This window comes from Pseudomonas sp. WJP1 (genome assembly GCF_028471945.1).
Taxonomy (GTDB): Bacteria; Pseudomonadota; Gammaproteobacteria; order Pseudomonadales; family Pseudomonadaceae; genus Aquipseudomonas.
On sequence record NZ_CP110128.1, the window covers coordinates 6424814 to 6442598 of the forward strand.

Here is a 17785-nt window from a genome sequence, read left to right on the forward strand (position 1 = left end):
CCGCTCTCCAGCAAATCCACACCTGGGCGACGCAACTCTTTGCTGTTAGCGAAAATCCCGCCGCTGTCGAATCAACGTATAGGCGTTGTGCAACTCGCGCGTCTTGTCGGTCGCCTCGCGAACCTGCGACGCGGTTGCACCACTGCCGGCAATCTTGTCCGGGTGATGACGACTGAGCAGGCGTCGATAGGCGCGCTTGATCTGGGCGGGCTCACTGGTGGCAGATACACCCAGCAATCGCAAGGCGTCCTGATAGGTAGTAACACTGTTGGCCAACGGACGCTGCTGTGGCTCGTAATCGGCCGCCAACGCCTTGACCTTCCGCTCGCTCCACCCAAGCCAACCGCCCCACTGGAGCAGCAATTCACGCTCGCGGATGCCCGCATGACCATCGGCCCAAACCATTCGCCAGCAAGCGCGCAACACCCCTTCTGCGGCAAATGGCTGAGTTCTCAGCCGAAGCAGATGGCCACGCAACCGGTCACTGCCCGACTTGCCACGATTGAACGCGGCAATCGCCCGGCGCTGTGCCGATTCGGACATTTCCAGGGCACGCATCTCCGCGCGAGCCTGCTTGATATGTCCCTCCACTACCCGTCCGTCACACTTGGCCAGGCGCCCCAGTAACACAAACAACAACTCGTCGTTGCGCAGGACAGGTCGACCCCCGAGCTTTTCACGCAAATGCGCCCAGCTTTGCAGGTGCAGGTGCCGATCCAGCACCTGCCCCAGCAAGGCCCCGAGCATGGCTCCCGGAATGCTGGCGATGGCAAAGCCCGCTCCGGCTCCGATCAGAGTCCCTGGCCACAGCATGTCAGCGGCTCGCTTCGATCAGGGTTTCAGCTTCGGCCAGACGCTCGTGGGTCCCGACATCCACCCAAAGCCCCTTCAGGCGTTCGCCGCTCACTTGCCCGTCAGCCATGGCCTTGCGCAACAACGGCGCGAGCTTGAACGCCCCTGCCGAGCAACCATCGAACAACTGTGGATGCAGCACGGCGATACCGCTGTAGGTCAGGGTTGCGGTGTCCGGCTGGCCATCCCGGACCTGGCCGTCGTCCAGGCTGAAGTCTCCGGCGAGATGATGGGGTGGGTTGTCGGCCAGCACCAGATGCGCCAGCCCGGTGATGGGTTGATGCAGCACACTGAAGTCGTAGTCGGTCCAGATATCACCGTTGACGACCAGGAAAGCCTCGTCACCCAGCAACGGCAAGGCGCGGAAGATTCCGCCACCGGTCTCCAGCGGTTCACCTTCGGCCGAGTAGCGAATGCTCACACCGTAGCGCGAGCCATCGCCCAGATAGTCTTCGATCTGCTGACCCAGCCAGGCATGATTGATCACGATCTCGGTAAAGCCCGCCGCCGCCAGGGCTCGCAGGTGATACTCGATCAACGGCACGCCACCGGCACGAACCAGCGGCTTGGGCGTGGTCAGGGTCAAGGGACGCATGCGTTCGCCCTTGCCTGCCGCCAGAATCATCGCCTTCATGCCGGCACTCCAGCACGCAGGCTGGCCAGCAATACATCCAGTTCAGCCAGCTCAGGACGACGCGCAATCACTGCATCTATATACGCAAAGAAGCGTGGCACATCGCCCAGGTAACGCGGCTTACCGTCGCGGTGGCAAATACGAGCGAAGATCCCGATCACCTTGAGGTGACGCTGCACGCCCATCAGGTCGCTGGCGCGCAGGAAGTCTTCGAAGTCTGGCTGCACCGGAATGTCCAGCGCAGCTGCTTGCTGCCAGTAATTTTCCAGCCAGCCGCGCACGCGCTCCTCGGGCCAACTGAGGAAGGCATCCTTGAACAGGCAGGTCACGTCGTAGGTGACAGGGCCATAGACGGCGTCCTGGAAATCCAGCACGCCGGGGTTGGGTTCGCTGAGCATCAGATTGCGCGGCATGTAGTCGCGGTGCACCAGGACCTTCGGCTGAGCCAGAGCACTGTCGATCAGCAGATCGCTGACCTGCTGCCAGAGGACTTGCTGCGCCGCATCGAACTCGATGCCCAGCTCATGCTTGACGTACCACTCGGGGAACAACTCCAGCTCACGTCGCAACAACGCCACGTCGTAACTCGGCAGTGGCGCAACCATCGGCAACTGCTGGAATGCCAGCAGCGCTTGCAGGGCATCCTTGAACAAATCGTCGGCGTTTGCGCTGTCGATCACGTCCAGGTACGTCTTGTTGCCCAGGTCATTAAGCAAAAGAAATCCGCGCTCAAGGTCTTCGGCGTAGATCTTCGGCACATTTATTCCGGATTTCGCCAGCAGAAAAGCGATATCCACGAAGGGTTTGCAGTTTTCCTGGGGCGGGGGGGCGTCCATCACGATCAAGCTCCTACCGGCGCCTTCCCAACGGAAATAGCGCCGAAAACTCGCGTCGCTGCTGGCCGCAGTCAACGTGGCCGGGGGTACGGCACCCCATCCCTGTTGCGCGAAAAGGATTGCCAATTGTTCATCGAGCCAAACTTTCAGGTGTTGCAAACGTAGATCTTGGTCAGGCATTGCAAGGGTCTCCGACGGCGCTAGCCGTCAAGCGGGTCATGCTTTATTATCCAGCATCTTTTTCAGACCATCGAGAGGCGTGCGGCCCACACCGCGGGCAGATGGCACGCAGGAAGCCCGGACTATTAAGATGGCATTGAAATCCCCCGCGTTTCGTAAAAAATTTCCGTTGTTGATGACCGGCAGTTTGCTGGCTCTGCAACCCTTGGCCAGCCCTTTCGTGGTCGCCGCGGAACAGTATGACTGCTCGGTCTCTGCTTCGGGTGCCTGGAATTGTGCGCCAAAATCGCAGGCGGCTGCATTGCCTCCGCGCCCAGTCCATGAGGGCAGCGCAGCCAGCACCACCGGCCAGGCACCCGCCGAAACGGGCGCCAGCGAAGACACGGGGGCCAAACCAGCACTGGTCACCGAATCCAAAGGCCGTGGCCTCAAGTCGCGTAGCGCAGACTACAGCCACCTCGACTGGGTTCCGCGCGAGCAGCTCACTGCAGCACAATTGGCCGAAACCGGTCCTTATTGCTCTGGTTCCTATATCGAACCGATTCGTCCTGGCATGAATGACAAGACGAATAAAAGTGACGCCCCAACCTTTATCGGCGCCAAAGCTTCCCGCTACAAGCAGGATGAGCAAGTCGCCACCCTGGCCGGTGACGTGGTCATGCGCCAGGGCAGCATGCAGGTCGAAGCCGACGAAGCCAACCTGTACCAGGCCGAGAGCCGTGGTGAGCTGAGCGGCAACGTGCGCATTCGCGACAACGGCGCACTGATCGTGGGTGACCACGCCGACGTGCAGCTCGATACCGGTGAGGCCAAGGTCGACAACGCCGAATACGTGATGCACAAATCGCGCATCCGCGGTAACGCGCTGTACGCCAAGCGTGCCGAGAACGCCATCATTCGACTCAAGGATGGTACGTACACCACGTGCGAGCCGAACAGCAACGCCTGGCAGCTCAAGGGCAACAACATCACCTTGAACCCGGCTACCGGCTTCGGTACGGCGACCAACGTCACACTGCGGGTCAAGGACATTCCGATCCTGTATACGCCGTACATCTACTTCCCGATCGACGACCGTCGTCAATCCGGCTTCCTGCCGCCGACCATCGGCAGCGGCAGCGACACTGGTTTCCTGCTGGTCACGCCGTACTACTTCAACCTGGCACCAAACTACGATGCCACGTTGTACCCGCGCTACATGAGTGATCGCGGCCTGTTGATGGAAGGCGAATTCCGCTACCTGACCAAGTCCAGCGAAGGTCAGTTCGGCGCCGCGTACCTCAACGACGAGAACGACGATCGCAAGCAGCAGAGCGACTACGATAAAACCCGCTACATGTACAACTGGCAGCACAAGGGTGGTCTGGACTCGCGTGTCCTGACCCAGGTCGACTACACCAAGATCAGCGATCCCTATTACTTCCAGGATCTGCAGACCGACCAGATTGGCGTTAAGAGTGCCGACTACGTCAACCAGCAGGGCGCCGTTACCTACCGTGGCGACAGCTACACCGCCCGCGTGAATGCCCAGGCGTATCAACTGGCGACTGTGTCGAACATCACCCCGTACGACCGTTTGCCGCAGATCACCTTCAACGGTGCGTTGCCGGAGCGTCCAGGCGGCCTGAGTTTCACCTATGACACTGAGCTCGTGCGGTTCGACCGGGACTTGAAGAACGGCACCTACACCGATGAAGACGGCAATGTATCGCCGCGCCTCGACACCAACGTTCAGGGTCTGGCACGCGCCAATGGCGATCGCCTCAACCTGGCGCCAGCCGTCAGCTACCCGATGGAGGCAAGCTACGGTTTCCTGACGCCAAAACTCAAGTACCAGTACACGCAGTACCAACTGGACCTGGACAGCATCGGGAAAAGCCAGGTTGCCGCGCAAACTGCAGAACAGGACCGGCTCAACGGCACGTTCGACAGCAACCAGAACCGCGGCGTGCCAATCGCAAGCATCGACAGCGGCCTGTATTTCGACCGCAAGACCAACTGGTTTGGCAAAGACTATAACCAGACCCTTGAGCCACGCCTGTTCTACCTCTACGTACCCGAGAAGGACCAGGAAGACATTCCGGTATTCGACACCAGCGAATACACATTCAGCTATGCATCGCTGTTCCGCGACAACCGTTTCTCTGGTTCCGACCGTGTCGGCGACGAGAACAAACTGTCCCTGGGCGTGACCAGCCGCTGGATCGAAGAAAACGGCTTCGAGCGCCAACGCATCAGCGTCGGCCAGGCTTTCTACTTCAAGGATCGCGAAGTCCAGCTGCCGGGCATCGATGCAAAAACCCGCGAAGACGCGCACTCTGACGTTTCTCCTTACGCGCTGGAATACGAATATCGCTGGAACCGCGATTGGCGCACCACTGCCGATTACAACTGGGACCCGGACACCCGCAGCCCCCGTTCGGGCAGCGCGATGTTCCATTACCAGCCTGAAGACAACCCGAACAAGGTCATCAACGCCGGCTATCGCTATCGCAATGACCAGATTCGTTATGACCAGAACTCCGGTACATGGCAAGTGGGCGGCGGTGACTACGGCACCCCGGGCCAGCCTGGCTACGTGAAGGACTACTACAAGATCGTACAGCACGACTTCTCGGTGATCTGGCCGGTCGTGCCGCAATGGAACGTCATCAGCCGCTGGCAGTACGACTACAACCGCAACCGTACCCTGGAAGCCTTCGGTGGTTTCGAGTACGACAACTGCTGCTGGAAACTGCGCCTGATCAACCGTTACTGGGTCGATTATGACGAAACCAGTCAAGACGCCCCGCAAAACGAAAAAGGCGACCATGGCGTCTTCCTCCAAATTGTTCTGAAGGGACTCGGCGGCCTCACCGGCGCCAAAGTAGAGAGTTTCCTCGACAAAGGCATCCAAGGTTATCGTGAACGTGAAGACCAAGCTTTCTGATTGTCTGCGCCCGCTGTTGCTGGGCGCGCTGTTCCTGGGTACCGCGGCCAACGCCGCGGTACAGTCCATCGATAAAGTGGTGGCCATTGTCGACAACGACGTGGTCATGCAGAGCCAACTGGACCAACGGGTCCATGAAGTCCAGCAAACCATCGCCAAGCGCGGCTCCGCCGTGCCACCGGCCAGCGTACTGGAACAACAGGTGCTTGAGCGCCTGATCGTCGAGAACCTGCAACTGCAGATCGGCGAACGCTCCGGCATCCGTATCACCGATGAAGAACTGAACCAGGCTGTCGGCACCATTGCCCAGCGCAACAACATGTCGGTCGAGCAATTCCGCGCCGCCCTGACGCGTGACGGCTTGTCCTACGACGACGCACGTGACCAGATTCGTCGCGAAATGGTCATCAGCCGCGTGCGTCAGCGTCGCGTTGCCGAGCGCATCCAGGTCTCCGAGCAGGAGGTGAAGAACTTCCTGGCCTCGGATCTTGGCAAAATGCAGCTGTCCGAAGAGTTCCGCCTGGCCAACATCCTGATTCCTACGCCGGAAAGCGCCAACTCCGACGCCATCCAGAATGCCGCCAAGCAGGCCGACGCGGTTTACCAGCAGCTCAAGCAAGGCGCTGACTTCGGTCAGTTGGCAATCGCCAAGTCCGCCAGCGAAACCGCACTGGAAGGTGGCGACATGGGCTGGCGTAAAGCTGCTCAATTGCCACCACCCTTCGATCGCCTGTTGAGCACCATGGCGGTTGGCGACATCACCCAACCCATGCGCACGCCGGGGGGCTTCATCATCCTGAAGATCACCGACAAGCGTGGCGGTGGGGCGCAGGTGCGTGACGAAGTGCACGTCCGTCACATCCTGGTCAAACCAAGTCCGATCCGTGACGAAGCAAAAACCAAGGCCCTGGCCGAGTCGCTCTACACCCGCATCGAAGCAGGCGAAGATTTCGGCGAACTGGCAAAAAGCTACTCGGAAGACCCGGGTTCCGCCCTCAATGGCGGCGACCTGAACTGGATCGACCCGAATGTATTGGTTCCGGAGTTCCGCGAAGTGATGGCCAAGACCCCGCAAGGTCAGCTGTCCAAGCCATTCCAGACTCAATACGGCTGGCACGTCCTGGAAGTCCTCGGTCGCCGCGCCACCGACAGCACGACCCAGGCTCGCGAGCAGCAAGCGATGACCGTACTGCGTAACCGCAAGTACGACGAAGAGCTGCAAACCTGGCTGCGTCAGATCCGTGACGAAGCGTACGTGGAAATCAAACTCCCTGGCGCCGACCAGGCAGCACAGTGAAACCCAAGCGTTTCGCGCTGACACCCGGCGAACCGGCCGGCATAGGTCCCGACCTGTGCCTGCTGCTCGCCGCGCACGCCCAGCCACACCCCCTGATTGCCATTACCAGCCGCGACCTGCTCCTTGAGCGGGCCGCGCAGCTGGGCGTGGTCGTCGATGTGCTGCCCGTCATGCCGGACAACTGGCCGGATGCTCCCGCTCCCGCCAATAGCCTGTATGTGTGGGATACACCGCTCAACGCCAAGGTGGTCGCTGGGCAGCTGGACAAGGCTAACGCCGCTTTCGTCCTGGAGACCCTGACCCGCGCTGGCCAGGGCTGCCTGGACGGGCATTTTGCCGGCATGATCACCGCCCCGGTGCACAAGGGCGTGATCAATGAATCCGGTATCGCGTTTTCCGGGCACACGGAATTTCTCGCCGACCTGACCCACACCTCGCAAGTGGTCATGATGCTCGCCACCCGCGGCCTGCGCGTGGCGCTGGTCACCACTCACCTGCCCCTGCGCGAGATTGCCGATGCGATCACGCCGGAGCGTCTGGAGCGGGTCACGCGAATCCTGCACAGCGACCTGAAAGAAAAGTTCGGCATCGCCCAGCCACGTATCCTGGTGTGCGGGCTCAACCCCCATGCCGGTGAAGGCGGACACCTGGGCCATGAAGAAATCGATATCATCGAACCCACGCTAGAGCGCCTGCGCGGCGAAGGCATGGACCTACGTGGCCCGTTGCCCGCCGACACTCTGTTTACCCCCAAATATCTGGAGCACTGCGATGCAGTGCTGGCGATGTACCACGACCAGGGCCTGCCTGTGCTGAAATACAAAGGCTTCGGCGCAGCAGTCAATGTGACCCTCGGCTTGCCAATCATCCGCACATCGGTCGACCACGGCACCGCCCTGGACCTGGCCGGCAGTGGCAAGATCGACACCGGCAGCCTGCAAGTCGCCCTGGAAACCGCCTACCAGATGGCCGAGACCCGTTTATGACCGAGCAATACCAACACAAGGCGCGCAAGCGTTTTGGCCAGAACTTCCTGCACGATGCTGGCGTTATCGACCGCATCCTGCGCTCCATCCATGCCAAGGCCGAAGACCGTCTACTGGAAATCGGCCCTGGCCAGGGCGCGCTGACCCAAGGCCTGCTCAGCAGCGGTGCCCAGCTCGACGTGGTGGAACTGGACAAGGACCTGATCCCGATCCTCAACCAGCAGTTCGCCGGCAAGAGCAACTTCAACCTGCATCAGGGTGATGCGTTGAAGTTCGATTTCACCAGCCTGAATGCCGCACCTGGTAGCCTGCGTGTAGTCGGCAACCTGCCGTACAACATCTCTACACCGCTGATTTTCCACCTGCTGCACAACGCCCACCTGATCCGCGACATGCACTTCATGCTGCAGAAAGAAGTGGTCGAGCGTCTGGCGGCAGGGCCTGGCGGCGGTGACTGGGGCCGGCTGTCGATCATGGTCCAGTACCACTGCCGGGTCGAACATCTGTTCAACGTAGGACCCGGCGCGTTCAATCCACCACCGAAGGTCGACTCGGCCATCGTGCGCCTGGTGCCCCACGCGGTATTGCCGCACCCGGCCAAGGACCACCGTTTGCTGGAGCGCGTCGTGCGCGAGGCTTTCAATCAGCGCCGCAAAACCCTGCGCAACACCCTCAAGCTGTTGCTGAGCAACGCCGAAATCGAAGCCGCCGGCGTCGATGGCAGCTTGCGCCCCGAGCAGCTTGATCTGGCGGCATTCGTGCGCCTTGCCGACAAGCTTAGCGAACAAGTCCTACAGAAAGCCGCGGACGCCTGACAGAACTGAAGCGTTATCGGGTAGGACACCAGCGCCCATGTCTGGTTTACTATCCGATACCTGGCCTAGACTGACTTATCAGCTACGTCCCGCGTTCCGCTTCGTTTTTAAGGCCCTTTGCATGTCCGATCCTCGTTATCAGGTCGACGTCAGCGTCGTCACCCGCTATCTGGCAGAACAATCGCAACCCGAGCAAGAGCGTTTTGCCTTCGCGTACACCATCACCGTGAAAAATAACGGCCTGCTACCGGCCAGACTGTTGTCACGGCATTGGGTCATCACCGATGGCGATGGGCATGTCGAGGAAGTTCGCGGTGCGGGCGTAGTTGGCCAGCAACCGGAGATCGAGCCCGGTAAAAGCCATACTTATAGCAGCGGCACCGTCATGACCACCAAAGTCGGCACCATGCAGGGCAGCTACGAGATGCGCGCCGAGGATGGCAAACATTTCGATGCCATCATCGCCCCATTCCGCCTGGCGGTGCCCGGAGCCTTGCACTGATGGCAACCTATGCCGTCGGCGACCTGCAAGGCTGCCTCGAGGCATTGCAATGCCTGCTCAAGAAGGTCGCCTTCGACCCGGCAAAAGACCGTCTGTGGCTGGTAGGCGACCTGGTCAACCGCGGCCCGCAGTCGCTGGAAACCCTGCGTTTCCTCTATAGCATCCGTCACTCACTGGTGTGCGTGCTCGGCAACCACGACCTGCACTTGCTGGCGGCCGGAAAGAACATCGAGCGCCTGAAGAAAGCCGACACTCTGCGCGAGATCATCGAAGCCCCCGATAGCGCCGAGCTACTGGAATGGCTGCGCCAGCAAAAACTCATGCACTACGATGAACAGCGCAACGTGGCGATGGTGCATGCTGGCATTCCGCCGCAGTGGTCACTGCGCAAAGCATTGAAATACGCGTCCGAAGTCGAGACGGCCCTGCGTGATGACAACCTGCTGCCGCCCTACCTCGATGGCATGTACGGTAACGATCCGGCGAAATGGGACAGTGACCTCAAGGGCGTGACGCGTCTGCGGGTGATTACCAACTATTTCACGCGCATGCGCTTCTGTACGGCCGAGGGCAAGCTCGACCTCAAGAGCAAGGAAGGCCTGGGCACGGCCCCTGCAGGCTACAAGCCCTGGTTCCAGCACAAGGAACGCAAGACCAGGGACGTGAAAATCATCTTCGGCCACTGGGCGGCGCTGGAAGGCAAGATCCAGGAACCGGGTATCTCGGCCCTCGACACCGGTTGCGTCTGGGGCGGCGCCCTGACCCTGATGAATGTCGACACGGGTGAACGCCTGGCCTGCAAATGCGACGAGCATGGCCATGCCGCCGAACCGCCAGTCGCCCCACGGATTTCCGAACCATCGCCAGTCAGCGCCCCGCGCTAGACTGCACTTTCTGCCGAGCCACAGGAGCCCGCCATGAGCGAATTCAAACGTATTCCCCCGGAACAGGCCCAAGCCCTGCGCGAGCAAGGCGCAGTGGTGGTCGACGTCCGGGATCCTGCGACCTTTGCCGCCCTGCACATCAGCGGCTCGAAGCATCTGGACAACCACTCCCTGCACGCCTTCATCCAGGGTGCCGATCTGGACGCGCCAACCGTGGTGGTCTGCTATCACGGCAACTCCAGCCAGGGTGCCGCTGCCTACCTGATCAGCCAGGGCTTCTCCGACGTCTACAGCATGGATGGCGGTTTTGAGCTGTGGCGTACGACGTATCCTGCGGAAACGGCCCAAGGCACCAGCGAATAATTTTTTTGTCATGCGCAAGCCCCGGCCACCGCGGGCTTGCGCGGTGGCAGACGAACGGTCAGCCACAACTAATTACGTATCTCGCCTTTACCTCCCGAATAAGCAACTATCCTTAAGCGCAGGCCATCCAAAACAGGGGAGAGCCGGTACACCGGCGCACGGGTCATCGGGAGTAGCTTTCGGGGTAGTCAGCTCCGAAAGAGTTCTGGGGGGTAAACAGCGACCGCCTGTTCGGTTGCTGCCAGCATCGACTGAGTGATCCGGCGTCGGCTCCACGTATCGAGCGAGGTGACGTCATGAGTATCTTTAGCCACTTCCAACAACGTTTCGAGTCCACACGCCAGGAAGAACTCTCTCTGCAAGAGTATCTGGAGTTGTGCAAAAAGGACCGTAGCGCCTACGTTTCCGCCGCCGAGCGTCTGTTGCTGGCCATCGGTGAACCGGAGCTGCTCGACACCTCGACCAACTCGAGGCTGTCGCGAATCTTCTCCAACAAGGTAATCCGTCGCTACCCGGCCTTTGAAGACTTCCATGGGATGGAAGAATGCATCGACCAGATCGTGTCGTATTTCCGCCATGCCGCCCAAGGCCTGGAAGAGAAGAAACAGATCCTTTATCTGCTCGGTCCCGTCGGCGGCGGTAAGTCGTCCCTGGCCGAAAAACTCAAACAACTGATGGAGCGAGTGCCCTTCTACGCAATCAAGGGCTCGCCGGTATTCGAATCGCCCCTGGGTCTGTTCAACGCCACTGAAGATGGCGCGATCCTCGAGGAAGACTTCGGCATCCCACGGCGCTACCTCAACACCATCATGTCGCCATGGGCCACCAAGCGCCTGGCCGAATTCGGCGGCGACATCAGCCAGTTCCGCGTGGTCAAGCTCTATCCGTCGATCCTCAACCAGATCGCCGTGGCCAAGACCGAGCCGGGAGATGAAAACAACCAGGACATCTCGGCACTGGTGGGCAAGGTCGATATCCGAAAACTGGAAGAGTTCCCACAGAACGACGCCGATGCCTACAGCTATTCGGGCGCACTGTGCCGGGCCAACCAGGGCCTGATGGAATTCGTCGAAATGTTCAAGGCGCCGATCAAGGTGCTGCACCCACTGCTGACGGCCACCCAGGAAGGTAACTACAACAGTACCGAAGGCTTGGGCGCGATTCCGTTTACCGGGATCCTGCTGGCCCACTCCAACGAATCGGAGTGGCATACCTTCCGTAACAACAAGAACAACGAAGCGTTCATCGACCGGATCTACATCGTCAAGGTGCCGTACTGCCTGCGGGTCAGCGACGAAGTGAAGATCTACGACAAGTTGCTGTTCAACAGCTCGCTGGCCAAAGCCCATTGCGCGCCCGACACCTTGAAGATGCTCGCCCAGTTCACCGTGCTGTCACGCCTCAAGGAGCCGGAAAACTCCAACATCTACTCCAAGATGCGCGTGTATGACGGCGAAAACCTCAAAGACACCGATCCGAAGGCCAAGTCGATCCAGGAGTATCGCGACAACGCCGGTGTCGACGAAGGCATGAACGGTCTGTCGACCCGCTTTGCGTTCAAGATCCTGTCCAAGGTCTTCAACTTCGATCCCCACGAAATCGCCGCCAACCCGGTACACCTGCTCTACGTGCTGGAACAACAGATCGAGCAGGAACAGTTCCAGGCCGAAACCCGCGAACGCTACCTGCGCTTCCTCAAGGAGTACCTGGCACCGCGGTACATCGAATTCATCGGCAAGGAAATCCAGACCGCCTACCTCGAGTCCTACAGCGAGTACGGCCAGAACATCTTCGATCGTTACGTGCTGTACGCCGATTTCTGGATTCAGGACCAGGAGTACCGCGACCCGGAAACCGGCGAGATCCTCAACCGCGTAGCGCTGAACGAAGAACTGGAGAAAATCGAAAAACCGGCCGGCATCAGCAATCCGAAAGATTTCCGCAACGAAATCGTCAACTTCGTACTGCGCGCCCGTGCCAACAACAACGGCAAGAATCCGACCTGGCTCAGCTACGAAAAACTGCGGGTGGTCATCGAGAAGAAAATGTTCTCCAACACCGAAGACCTGCTGCCAGTCATCAGCTTCAACGCCAAGGCCAGCAAAGAGGACCAGCAGAAACACAACGACTTCGTCACACGGATGGTCGAGCGGGGTTATACCGACAAACAGGTACGGCTGCTGTCCGAGTGGTACCTGCGGGTCAGAAAATCACAATAACCCGCTGCCGGTCAGACCGGTTGTCGTCAGCCAGAGACCTGTGCGTGCTTTTTCTGATACACAGGCCTCTGGAAGGTGTTCGAAAGTCGGTAGCGAGTTCAGGCAGCATCCAAAGCGCTTGGGGGAGCGTTGATTATCCCTTGGCTCTCGGTCCGATGCTGCATCACCGCTCGCCCCTTTCAGGACAGCTTCTAAGGAGCAGTCATGAGCTATGTGATCGACCGACGTCTCAATGGCAAGAACAAGAGCACGGTAAACCGCCAGCGGTTTCTGCGGCGTTACCGTGATCACATCAAAAAGGCTGTCGAAGAGGCGGTCAGCCGGCGTTCCATTACCGATATGGAACACGGTGAGCAAATCAGCATCCCGGGGCGTGACATCGACGAACCGGTGCTTCACCACGGTCGCGGTGGCAAACAGACCATCGTGCACCCGGGCAACAAGGAATTCACCAGCGGCGAACACATTGCCCGACCGCCCGGGGGTGGCGGCGGCAGAGGGCCTGGCAAGGCCGGCAACTCGGGCGAAGGGATGGACGAATTCGTCTTCCAGATCACCCAGGAAGAATTCCTCGAATTCATGTTCGAAGACCTCGAGCTGCCGAACCTGGTCAAGCGCAACCTGACCGGCACCGACACCTTCAAGACTGTGCGCGCGGGGATCAGCAACGAGGGCAACCCGTCGCGGATCAACATCATCCGCACCTTGCGCTCAGCCCATGCACGGCGAATCGCCCTCTCGGGCAGCAGCCGGGCGAAACTGCGCGAAGCCAAGGAAGAACTCCTGCGACTCAAGCAGGAAGAACCGGATAACTTCGGCGATATCCAGGATCTTGAGGCAGAAATCGAAAAACTCAGCGCACGCATTCATCGCGTACCGTTTCTCGATACCTTCGACCTCAAGTACAACTTGCTGATCAAGCAACCCAACCCCAGCTCGAAGGCGGTGATGTTTTGCCTCATGGACGTTTCCGGCTCCATGACCCAGGCAACCAAGGACATCGCCAAGCGCTTCTTCATCCTGCTGTACCTGTTTCTCAAGCGTAACTACGACAAGATCGACGTGGTGTTCATCCGTCACCACACCAGTGCCCGCGAAGTGGACGAGGAAGAATTCTTCTACTCCCGGGAAACCGGCGGAACCATCGTGTCCAGCGCCTTGAAACTGATGCAAGAGATCATGGCCGAGCGCTATCCGGCCAACGAATGGAACATCTACGCCGCTCAGGCATCCGACGGCGACAACTGGAACGACGACTCGCCGATTTGCCGCGACATCCTGATCAACCAGATCATGCCATTCGTGCAGTACTACACTTACGTTGAGATCACCCCACGGGAACACCAGGCCCTGTGGTTCGAGTACGAGCGTATCGCCGAAGCCTTTTCCGACACTTTTGCCCAGCAACAACTGGTCTCGGCCGGGGATATCTATCCGGTCTTCCGTGAACTCTTCCAGCGCAGGTTAGTGACATGACCGCCAAAGAGCTGAAGCGCCAACCCATATCCACCGGATCGGAGTGGACGTTCGAGCTGATCCAGGCGTACGACCGTGAAATCAGTCGTATTGCAGCTCGCTACGCGCTCGATACGTACCCTAACCAGATCGAAGTGATCACCGCTGAACAGATGATGGACGCCTACGCGTCCGTCGGCATGCCGCTGGGTTATCACCACTGGTCCTATGGCAAACACTTCCTCAGTACCGAAAAGTCCTACACACGCGGCCAGATGGGACTGGCCTATGAAATTGTGATCAACTCCGACCCGTGCATCGCCTACCTCATGGAGGAAAACACGATCTGCATGCAGGCGCTCGTGGTGGCGCACGCGTGCTACGGACACAACAGCTTCTTCAAGGGCAACTATCTGTTCCGCACCTGGACCGATGCCAGCTCGATCATCGATTACCTGGTGTTCGCCAAGCAGTACATCATGCAATGCGAAGAGCGCCATGGCATCGATGCGGTCGAAGACTTGCTCGACTCCTGCCACGCCCTGATGAACTACGGGGTCGACCGCTACAAACGTCCCTACCCTATTTCCGCGGAGGAAGAACGGCGCCGGCAAAAGGACCGGGAAGAACACCTGCAGAAGCAGATCAACGATCTTTGGCGCACCATACCCAAAGGCGCGGACAAGTACAGCGACAAGGACAACGCGCGCTTCCCCGCCGAACCGCAGGAAAACATCCTGTACTTCATCGAAAAACATGCGCCGCTGCTGGAGCCCTGGCAGAGGGAAATCGTGCGGATCGTACGCAAGATCGCCCAGTACTTTTATCCACAGCGCCAAACCCAGGTCATGAACGAAGGCTGGGCGACCTTCTGGCACTACACTCTGATGAACGACCTGTACGACGAAGGCCTGGTGACCGACGGTTTCATGATGGAGTTCCTCACATCCCACACCAGCGTGGTCTTCCAGCCTGGTTTCGACAGCCCCTACTACAGCGGCATCAACCCCTACGCCCTGGGCTTTGCCATGTACCGCGACATCCGTCGCATGTGTGAAGAACCTACTGAGGAGGACTATCGCTGGTTCCCGGACATTGCCGGCACCGACTGGCTGGCAGCCATCAAGTTCGCCATGAGCAGCTTCAAGGATGAGAGTTTCATCCTGCAGTACCTTTCACCTAAAGTGATCCGCGACCTGAAGCTGTTCAGTATTCTCGATGACGACCAGAAGGACGATCTGCTGGTACCGGCCATTCACGACGAAGGCGGTTATCGGATCATTCGTGAAACCCTGGCGGCCCAATACAACCTGGGCAATCGCGAACCCAACGTACAGATCTACAGCATCGACAGACGCGGCGATCGCTCCCTGACCCTGCGTCACCAACAGCACGACCGTAAACCCCTGGGAGAGTCCACCGAGGAAGTGCTCAAGCACTTGCATCGCCTCTGGGGCTTCGATATTCACCTGGAAACCCTGCAGGGTGACCAGGTCATGAAAACCCACCATGTGCCCCCCAAAGGAGAACACAGCGAAGGCGATTACGGCCGACTGGACCTGGCCGTCATCCATTTGTGATCCTGTTTGCACCTCCGAACGCTCGACGTAACGGTTATCCTGTCGAGCTAACGGAGGTTTTTCATGCAGATTTATAAAGTTGGCGGCGCCGTACGCGATCGCCTGCTCGGCATAGCTGTCACCGACATCGACCGAGTCGTGGTCGGCGCGACCACTGAAGAAATGCTCGCCCTGGGTTTTCGGCCGGTAGGCGCTGATTTTCCGGTGTTTCTTCATCCGAAAACCGGCGAGGAATACGCCCTCGCCCGGACCGAACGCAAAAGTGGACGCGGCTACGGCGGATTCACGTTCCACGCCAGCCCCGATGTAACCCTCGAAGAAGACCTGATTCGCCGCGACCTGACGATCAACGCGATGGCCGAGGACGATCAGCAGAACCTGACCGACCCCTATCACGGCCAGCGCGATCTCGAGGCCTGCGTGCTTCGTCACGTTTCCCCCGCGTTTGCCGAAGATCCCCTCAGAGTTTTGCGCGTTGCCCGTTTTGCGGCTCGCTATGCCGATCTCGGCTTTACTGTCGCCCCCGAAACCCTCGAACTGATGCGCCAGCTCAGTGAGTCAGGCGAACTCCAGGCGCTGACGGCGGAACGCAGCTGGAAAGAAATCTCACGCGCCCTCATGGAAAATCAGCCACAGGTGTTCATCGAGGTATTGCGCGACTGCGGTGCGCTCAAAGTGCTGATGCCGGAAGTCGACGCGCTGTTCGGTGTCCCGCAGCCCGCCACCCACCACCCGGAAATCGACACTGGCGTCCACACCCTGAGCGTGCTGCAGCAAGCGGCAAGACACCAACAACCATTGACCGTGCGCTGGGCTTGCCTGCTGCATGACCTGGGTAAAGGACTGACGCCAGAGGAGCAATGGCCGCGCCACATAGGCCACGAGTCCAAGGGGCTGAAATTGATCAAAGCGGTCAACGAACGCTTCAAGGCACCAAAGGATTGCCAGGAGCTGGCGTTGCTGGTGGGCGAATATCACACGCATGGCCATCGCGCTTTGGAACTGAAGCCATCGACGCTGCTGGAATTACTGCAAAGCTTCGACGTTTACCGCCGACCCCAACGGTTCGAGGAATTCATTGCGGCGTGCGAGATGGATGCGCGCGGGCGCAAGGGGCTGGAGCAGACAAGTTATCCACAGGCGGATTACTTGCGCGGGGCGGCGACGGCGGCGCGCAGCGTTGCCGTTCAACCATTGCTGGAGCAGGGATACAAAGGGCCTGAGTTGGGCGAGGCCATCAAGCGTGAACGGCTCAAGGCACTGAAGGCCTACAAAGAATCGGCGTCCTCCTGAATGCATCGCGGGCAAGCCCTGCTCCTTGTAGGAGCGAGGCTTGCCCGCGAAGACGTCAGCGGCATCAAAGCAGATCTGAAGACGTCAGCTGCTCCCCACGCCACTCAAACGCCACCGGCGCCAACACCTGATCAATCTGCGCTTCATCCCACAACGTCGCAAAGCTCTTGCCTACGCCAGGATGCACCCGATCCGGCGCAATCAGCGACAACGGCCACAACACGAACGCATTTTTAAGAATTTCCGCCCTCGGCAGCACCAGGCCATCGAAATTACCCACCAGGTCACCGAACAGCAAAACGTCGATATCCAGAGGCAAACCTCGGCGATCAGGCGCATAACGTCCATTATCCGCCTCGATGAATTTAAGGCGACGATCCAGCTCCATCAGCGGCAAGTCGGTATAGGCCGACACCACGAAATTGAAGAACGGTCCGCTCTTGATCCCCACCGGCTGGCTTTCGAAGACCGCCGAGCAACGTATATCCACCAGAAAACCCGCCAGGGCGTCCAGGCCGGCCTGCAAATGGGTTTCGCGCTCGATGTTGCTGCCGAGCCCGAGATACACCTGAGTCAGCGACATCCGCGCTCGATCTCCACGCCCACGCCACCTGTAGCGGCAGGAACCGCACCGGGCTTGGTCAGCTTGAGGCGCATCCAGGTGATCTTGAATTCGCTCATCAGCACTTCGACCAGGCGCTCGGCAAAGGTCTCGACCAACTGGAACTGCGCCTGCTCGGCAAAAGCCTGGACGCGCGATGAAACGCTCGCATAATCAAGCGCCAGGGTCAGGTCATCGCCAGCGGCGGCCGGACGATTGTCCCAAGCGAAACTCAGGTCAAGCCGCAAGCACTGTCGGATGCCTCGCTCCCAGTCATAGGCACCGATTACGGTGTCGACTTCCAGGCCCTCGATAAACACTCTGTCCAAGCACTTTTCTCCGCTACACGACAAGGGCGC

Annotated in this window: 16 protein-coding genes; 11 read left to right on the plus strand and 5 right to left on the minus strand. The window is 59.5% G+C overall.

Going from position 1 to position 17785, the window contains the following annotated elements:
• Window positions 1-45: 45 nt before the first annotated feature.
• From OH720_RS29005 to OH720_RS29015, 3 genes are read right to left on the minus strand one after another with little or no spacing between them, the layout of a single operon-like run.
• A complete protein-coding gene (locus tag OH720_RS29005; RefSeq protein WP_272603759.1) occupies window positions 46-813 on the minus strand; it encodes a DnaJ domain-containing protein in 768 nt (255 codons plus the stop codon).
• Between the two features lies 1 nt (window position 814).
• Window positions 815-1486 (minus strand): N-acetylmuramate alpha-1-phosphate uridylyltransferase MurU, encoded by a 672-nt coding sequence (gene murU / locus OH720_RS29010; protein WP_272603760.1) that lies wholly within the window; start codon window positions 1484-1486, stop codon window positions 815-817.
• Window positions 1483-2502 carry an aminoglycoside phosphotransferase family protein gene (locus tag OH720_RS29015; RefSeq protein ID WP_272603761.1) on the minus strand — a complete coding sequence of 340 codons (1020 nt, stop codon included), beginning with the start codon at window positions 2500-2502 and terminating at the stop codon, window positions 1483-1485. Before OH720_RS29015 ends, murU begins: the two co-directional genes overlap by 4 nt.
• Before the next feature lie 130 nt (window positions 2503-2632).
• Here OH720_RS29015 and OH720_RS29020 point away from each other — a divergent pair, with 130 nt between their 5' ends.
• The 11 genes from OH720_RS29020 to OH720_RS29070 all read left to right on the plus strand — a co-directional run bounded on the left by OH720_RS29020 (window position 2633) and on the right by OH720_RS29070 (window position 16825).
• Complete coding sequence (locus OH720_RS29020; RefSeq protein WP_272603762.1) at window positions 2633-5431, plus strand: LPS-assembly protein LptD; 2799 nt, start codon at window positions 2633-2635, stop codon at window positions 5429-5431.
• Complete coding sequence (gene surA / locus OH720_RS29025) at window positions 5412-6728, plus strand: peptidylprolyl isomerase SurA (RefSeq protein WP_272603763.1); 1317 nt, start codon at window positions 5412-5414, stop codon at window positions 6726-6728. Before OH720_RS29020 ends, surA begins: the two co-directional genes overlap by 20 nt.
• On the plus strand, window positions 6725-7714 hold the full coding sequence (pdxA, locus tag OH720_RS29030) for a 4-hydroxythreonine-4-phosphate dehydrogenase PdxA (RefSeq protein ID WP_272603764.1): 990 nt from the start codon (window positions 6725-6727) through the stop codon (window positions 7712-7714). Before surA ends, pdxA begins: the two co-directional genes overlap by 4 nt.
• On the plus strand, window positions 7711-8529 hold the full coding sequence (gene rsmA / locus OH720_RS29035) for a 16S rRNA (adenine(1518)-N(6)/adenine(1519)-N(6))-dimethyltransferase RsmA (protein WP_008061562.1): 819 nt from the start codon (window positions 7711-7713) through the stop codon (window positions 8527-8529). Before pdxA ends, rsmA begins: the two co-directional genes overlap by 4 nt.
• A gap of 121 nt (window positions 8530-8650) precedes the next feature.
• Complete coding sequence (apaG, locus tag OH720_RS29040; RefSeq protein ID WP_272603765.1) at window positions 8651-9031, plus strand: Co2+/Mg2+ efflux protein ApaG; 381 nt, start codon at window positions 8651-8653, stop codon at window positions 9029-9031.
• Window positions 9031-9915 (plus strand): symmetrical bis(5'-nucleosyl)-tetraphosphatase, encoded by an 885-nt coding sequence (locus OH720_RS29045; RefSeq protein ID WP_272603766.1) that lies wholly within the window; start codon window positions 9031-9033, stop codon window positions 9913-9915. Before apaG ends, OH720_RS29045 begins: the two co-directional genes overlap by 1 nt.
• Before the next feature lie 33 nt (window positions 9916-9948).
• Window positions 9949-10278, plus strand: coding sequence for a thiosulfate sulfurtransferase GlpE (gene glpE, locus OH720_RS29050; protein ID WP_008061556.1), 330 nt, complete (start codon window positions 9949-9951; stop codon window positions 10276-10278).
• A 296-nt stretch (window positions 10279-10574) separates the two neighbouring features.
• Window positions 10575-12497 carry a PrkA family serine protein kinase gene (locus OH720_RS29055; RefSeq protein ID WP_008061555.1) on the plus strand — a complete coding sequence of 641 codons (1923 nt, stop codon included), beginning with the start codon at window positions 10575-10577 and terminating at the stop codon, window positions 12495-12497.
• Window positions 12498-12701: 204 nt separating this feature from the next.
• Window positions 12702-13973 carry a YeaH/YhbH family protein gene (locus tag OH720_RS29060; protein ID WP_175387577.1) on the plus strand — a complete coding sequence of 424 codons (1272 nt, stop codon included), beginning with the start codon at window positions 12702-12704 and terminating at the stop codon, window positions 13971-13973.
• Window positions 13970-15532, plus strand: coding sequence for a SpoVR family protein (locus OH720_RS29065; RefSeq protein ID WP_020798817.1), 1563 nt, complete (start codon window positions 13970-13972; stop codon window positions 15530-15532). The genes OH720_RS29060 and OH720_RS29065 overlap by 4 nt, the downstream gene beginning before the upstream one ends.
• A 63-nt stretch (window positions 15533-15595) precedes the next feature.
• Window positions 15596-16825, plus strand: a complete 1230-nt coding sequence (locus tag OH720_RS29070) for a multifunctional CCA addition/repair protein (RefSeq protein ID WP_272603767.1) — start codon at window positions 15596-15598, stop codon at window positions 16823-16825.
• A gap of 64 nt (window positions 16826-16889) precedes the next feature.
• On the opposite strand, the gene folK is transcribed toward OH720_RS29070, so the two are convergent.
• Both folK and folB read right to left on the minus strand, forming a co-directional pair.
• The gene (gene folK / locus OH720_RS29075) at window positions 16890-17408 is read right to left on the minus strand and encodes a 2-amino-4-hydroxy-6-hydroxymethyldihydropteridine diphosphokinase (RefSeq protein WP_272603768.1); all 519 of its coding nucleotides are present in this window, start codon (window positions 17406-17408) and stop codon (window positions 16890-16892) included.
• Window positions 17399-17755: a dihydroneopterin aldolase gene (gene folB, locus OH720_RS29080; RefSeq protein WP_008061543.1), complete on the minus strand. Its 357-nt coding sequence runs from the start codon at window positions 17753-17755 to the stop codon at window positions 17399-17401. Before folB ends, folK begins: the two co-directional genes overlap by 10 nt.
• Between the last annotated feature and the right edge of the window lie 30 nt (window positions 17756-17785).

Excerpts from the sequence above, each read along its gene's own strand:
- OH720_RS29005 (WP_272603759.1), bottom strand. The coding sequence starts at position 813 with ATGCTGTGGCCAGGGACTCTGATCGGAGCCGGAGCGGGCTTTGCCATC.
- murU (WP_272603760.1), bottom strand. The coding sequence starts at position 1,486 with ATGAAGGCGATGATTCTGGCGGCAGGCAAGGGCGAACGCATGCGTCCC.
- OH720_RS29015 (WP_272603761.1), bottom strand. The coding sequence starts at position 2,502 with ATGCCTGACCAAGATCTACGTTTGCAACACCTGAAAGTTTGGCTCGAT.
- OH720_RS29020 (WP_272603762.1), top strand. The coding sequence starts at position 2,633 with ATGGCATTGAAATCCCCCGCGTTTCGTAAAAAATTTCCGTTGTTGATG.
- rsmA (WP_008061562.1), top strand. The coding sequence starts at position 7,711 with ATGACCGAGCAATACCAACACAAGGCGCGCAAGCGTTTTGGCCAGAAC.
- apaG (WP_272603765.1), top strand. The coding sequence starts at position 8,651 with ATGTCCGATCCTCGTTATCAGGTCGACGTCAGCGTCGTCACCCGCTAT.
- OH720_RS29045 (WP_272603766.1), top strand. The coding sequence starts at position 9,031 with ATGGCAACCTATGCCGTCGGCGACCTGCAAGGCTGCCTCGAGGCATTG.
- glpE (WP_008061556.1), top strand. The coding sequence starts at position 9,949 with ATGAGCGAATTCAAACGTATTCCCCCGGAACAGGCCCAAGCCCTGCGC.
- OH720_RS29055 (WP_008061555.1), top strand. The coding sequence starts at position 10,575 with ATGAGTATCTTTAGCCACTTCCAACAACGTTTCGAGTCCACACGCCAG.
- OH720_RS29060 (WP_175387577.1), top strand. The coding sequence starts at position 12,702 with ATGAGCTATGTGATCGACCGACGTCTCAATGGCAAGAACAAGAGCACG.
- OH720_RS29065 (WP_020798817.1), top strand. The coding sequence starts at position 13,970 with ATGACCGCCAAAGAGCTGAAGCGCCAACCCATATCCACCGGATCGGAG.
- OH720_RS29070 (WP_272603767.1), top strand. The coding sequence starts at position 15,596 with ATGCAGATTTATAAAGTTGGCGGCGCCGTACGCGATCGCCTGCTCGGC.
- folK (WP_272603768.1), bottom strand. The coding sequence starts at position 17,408 with ATGTCGCTGACTCAGGTGTATCTCGGGCTCGGCAGCAACATCGAGCGC.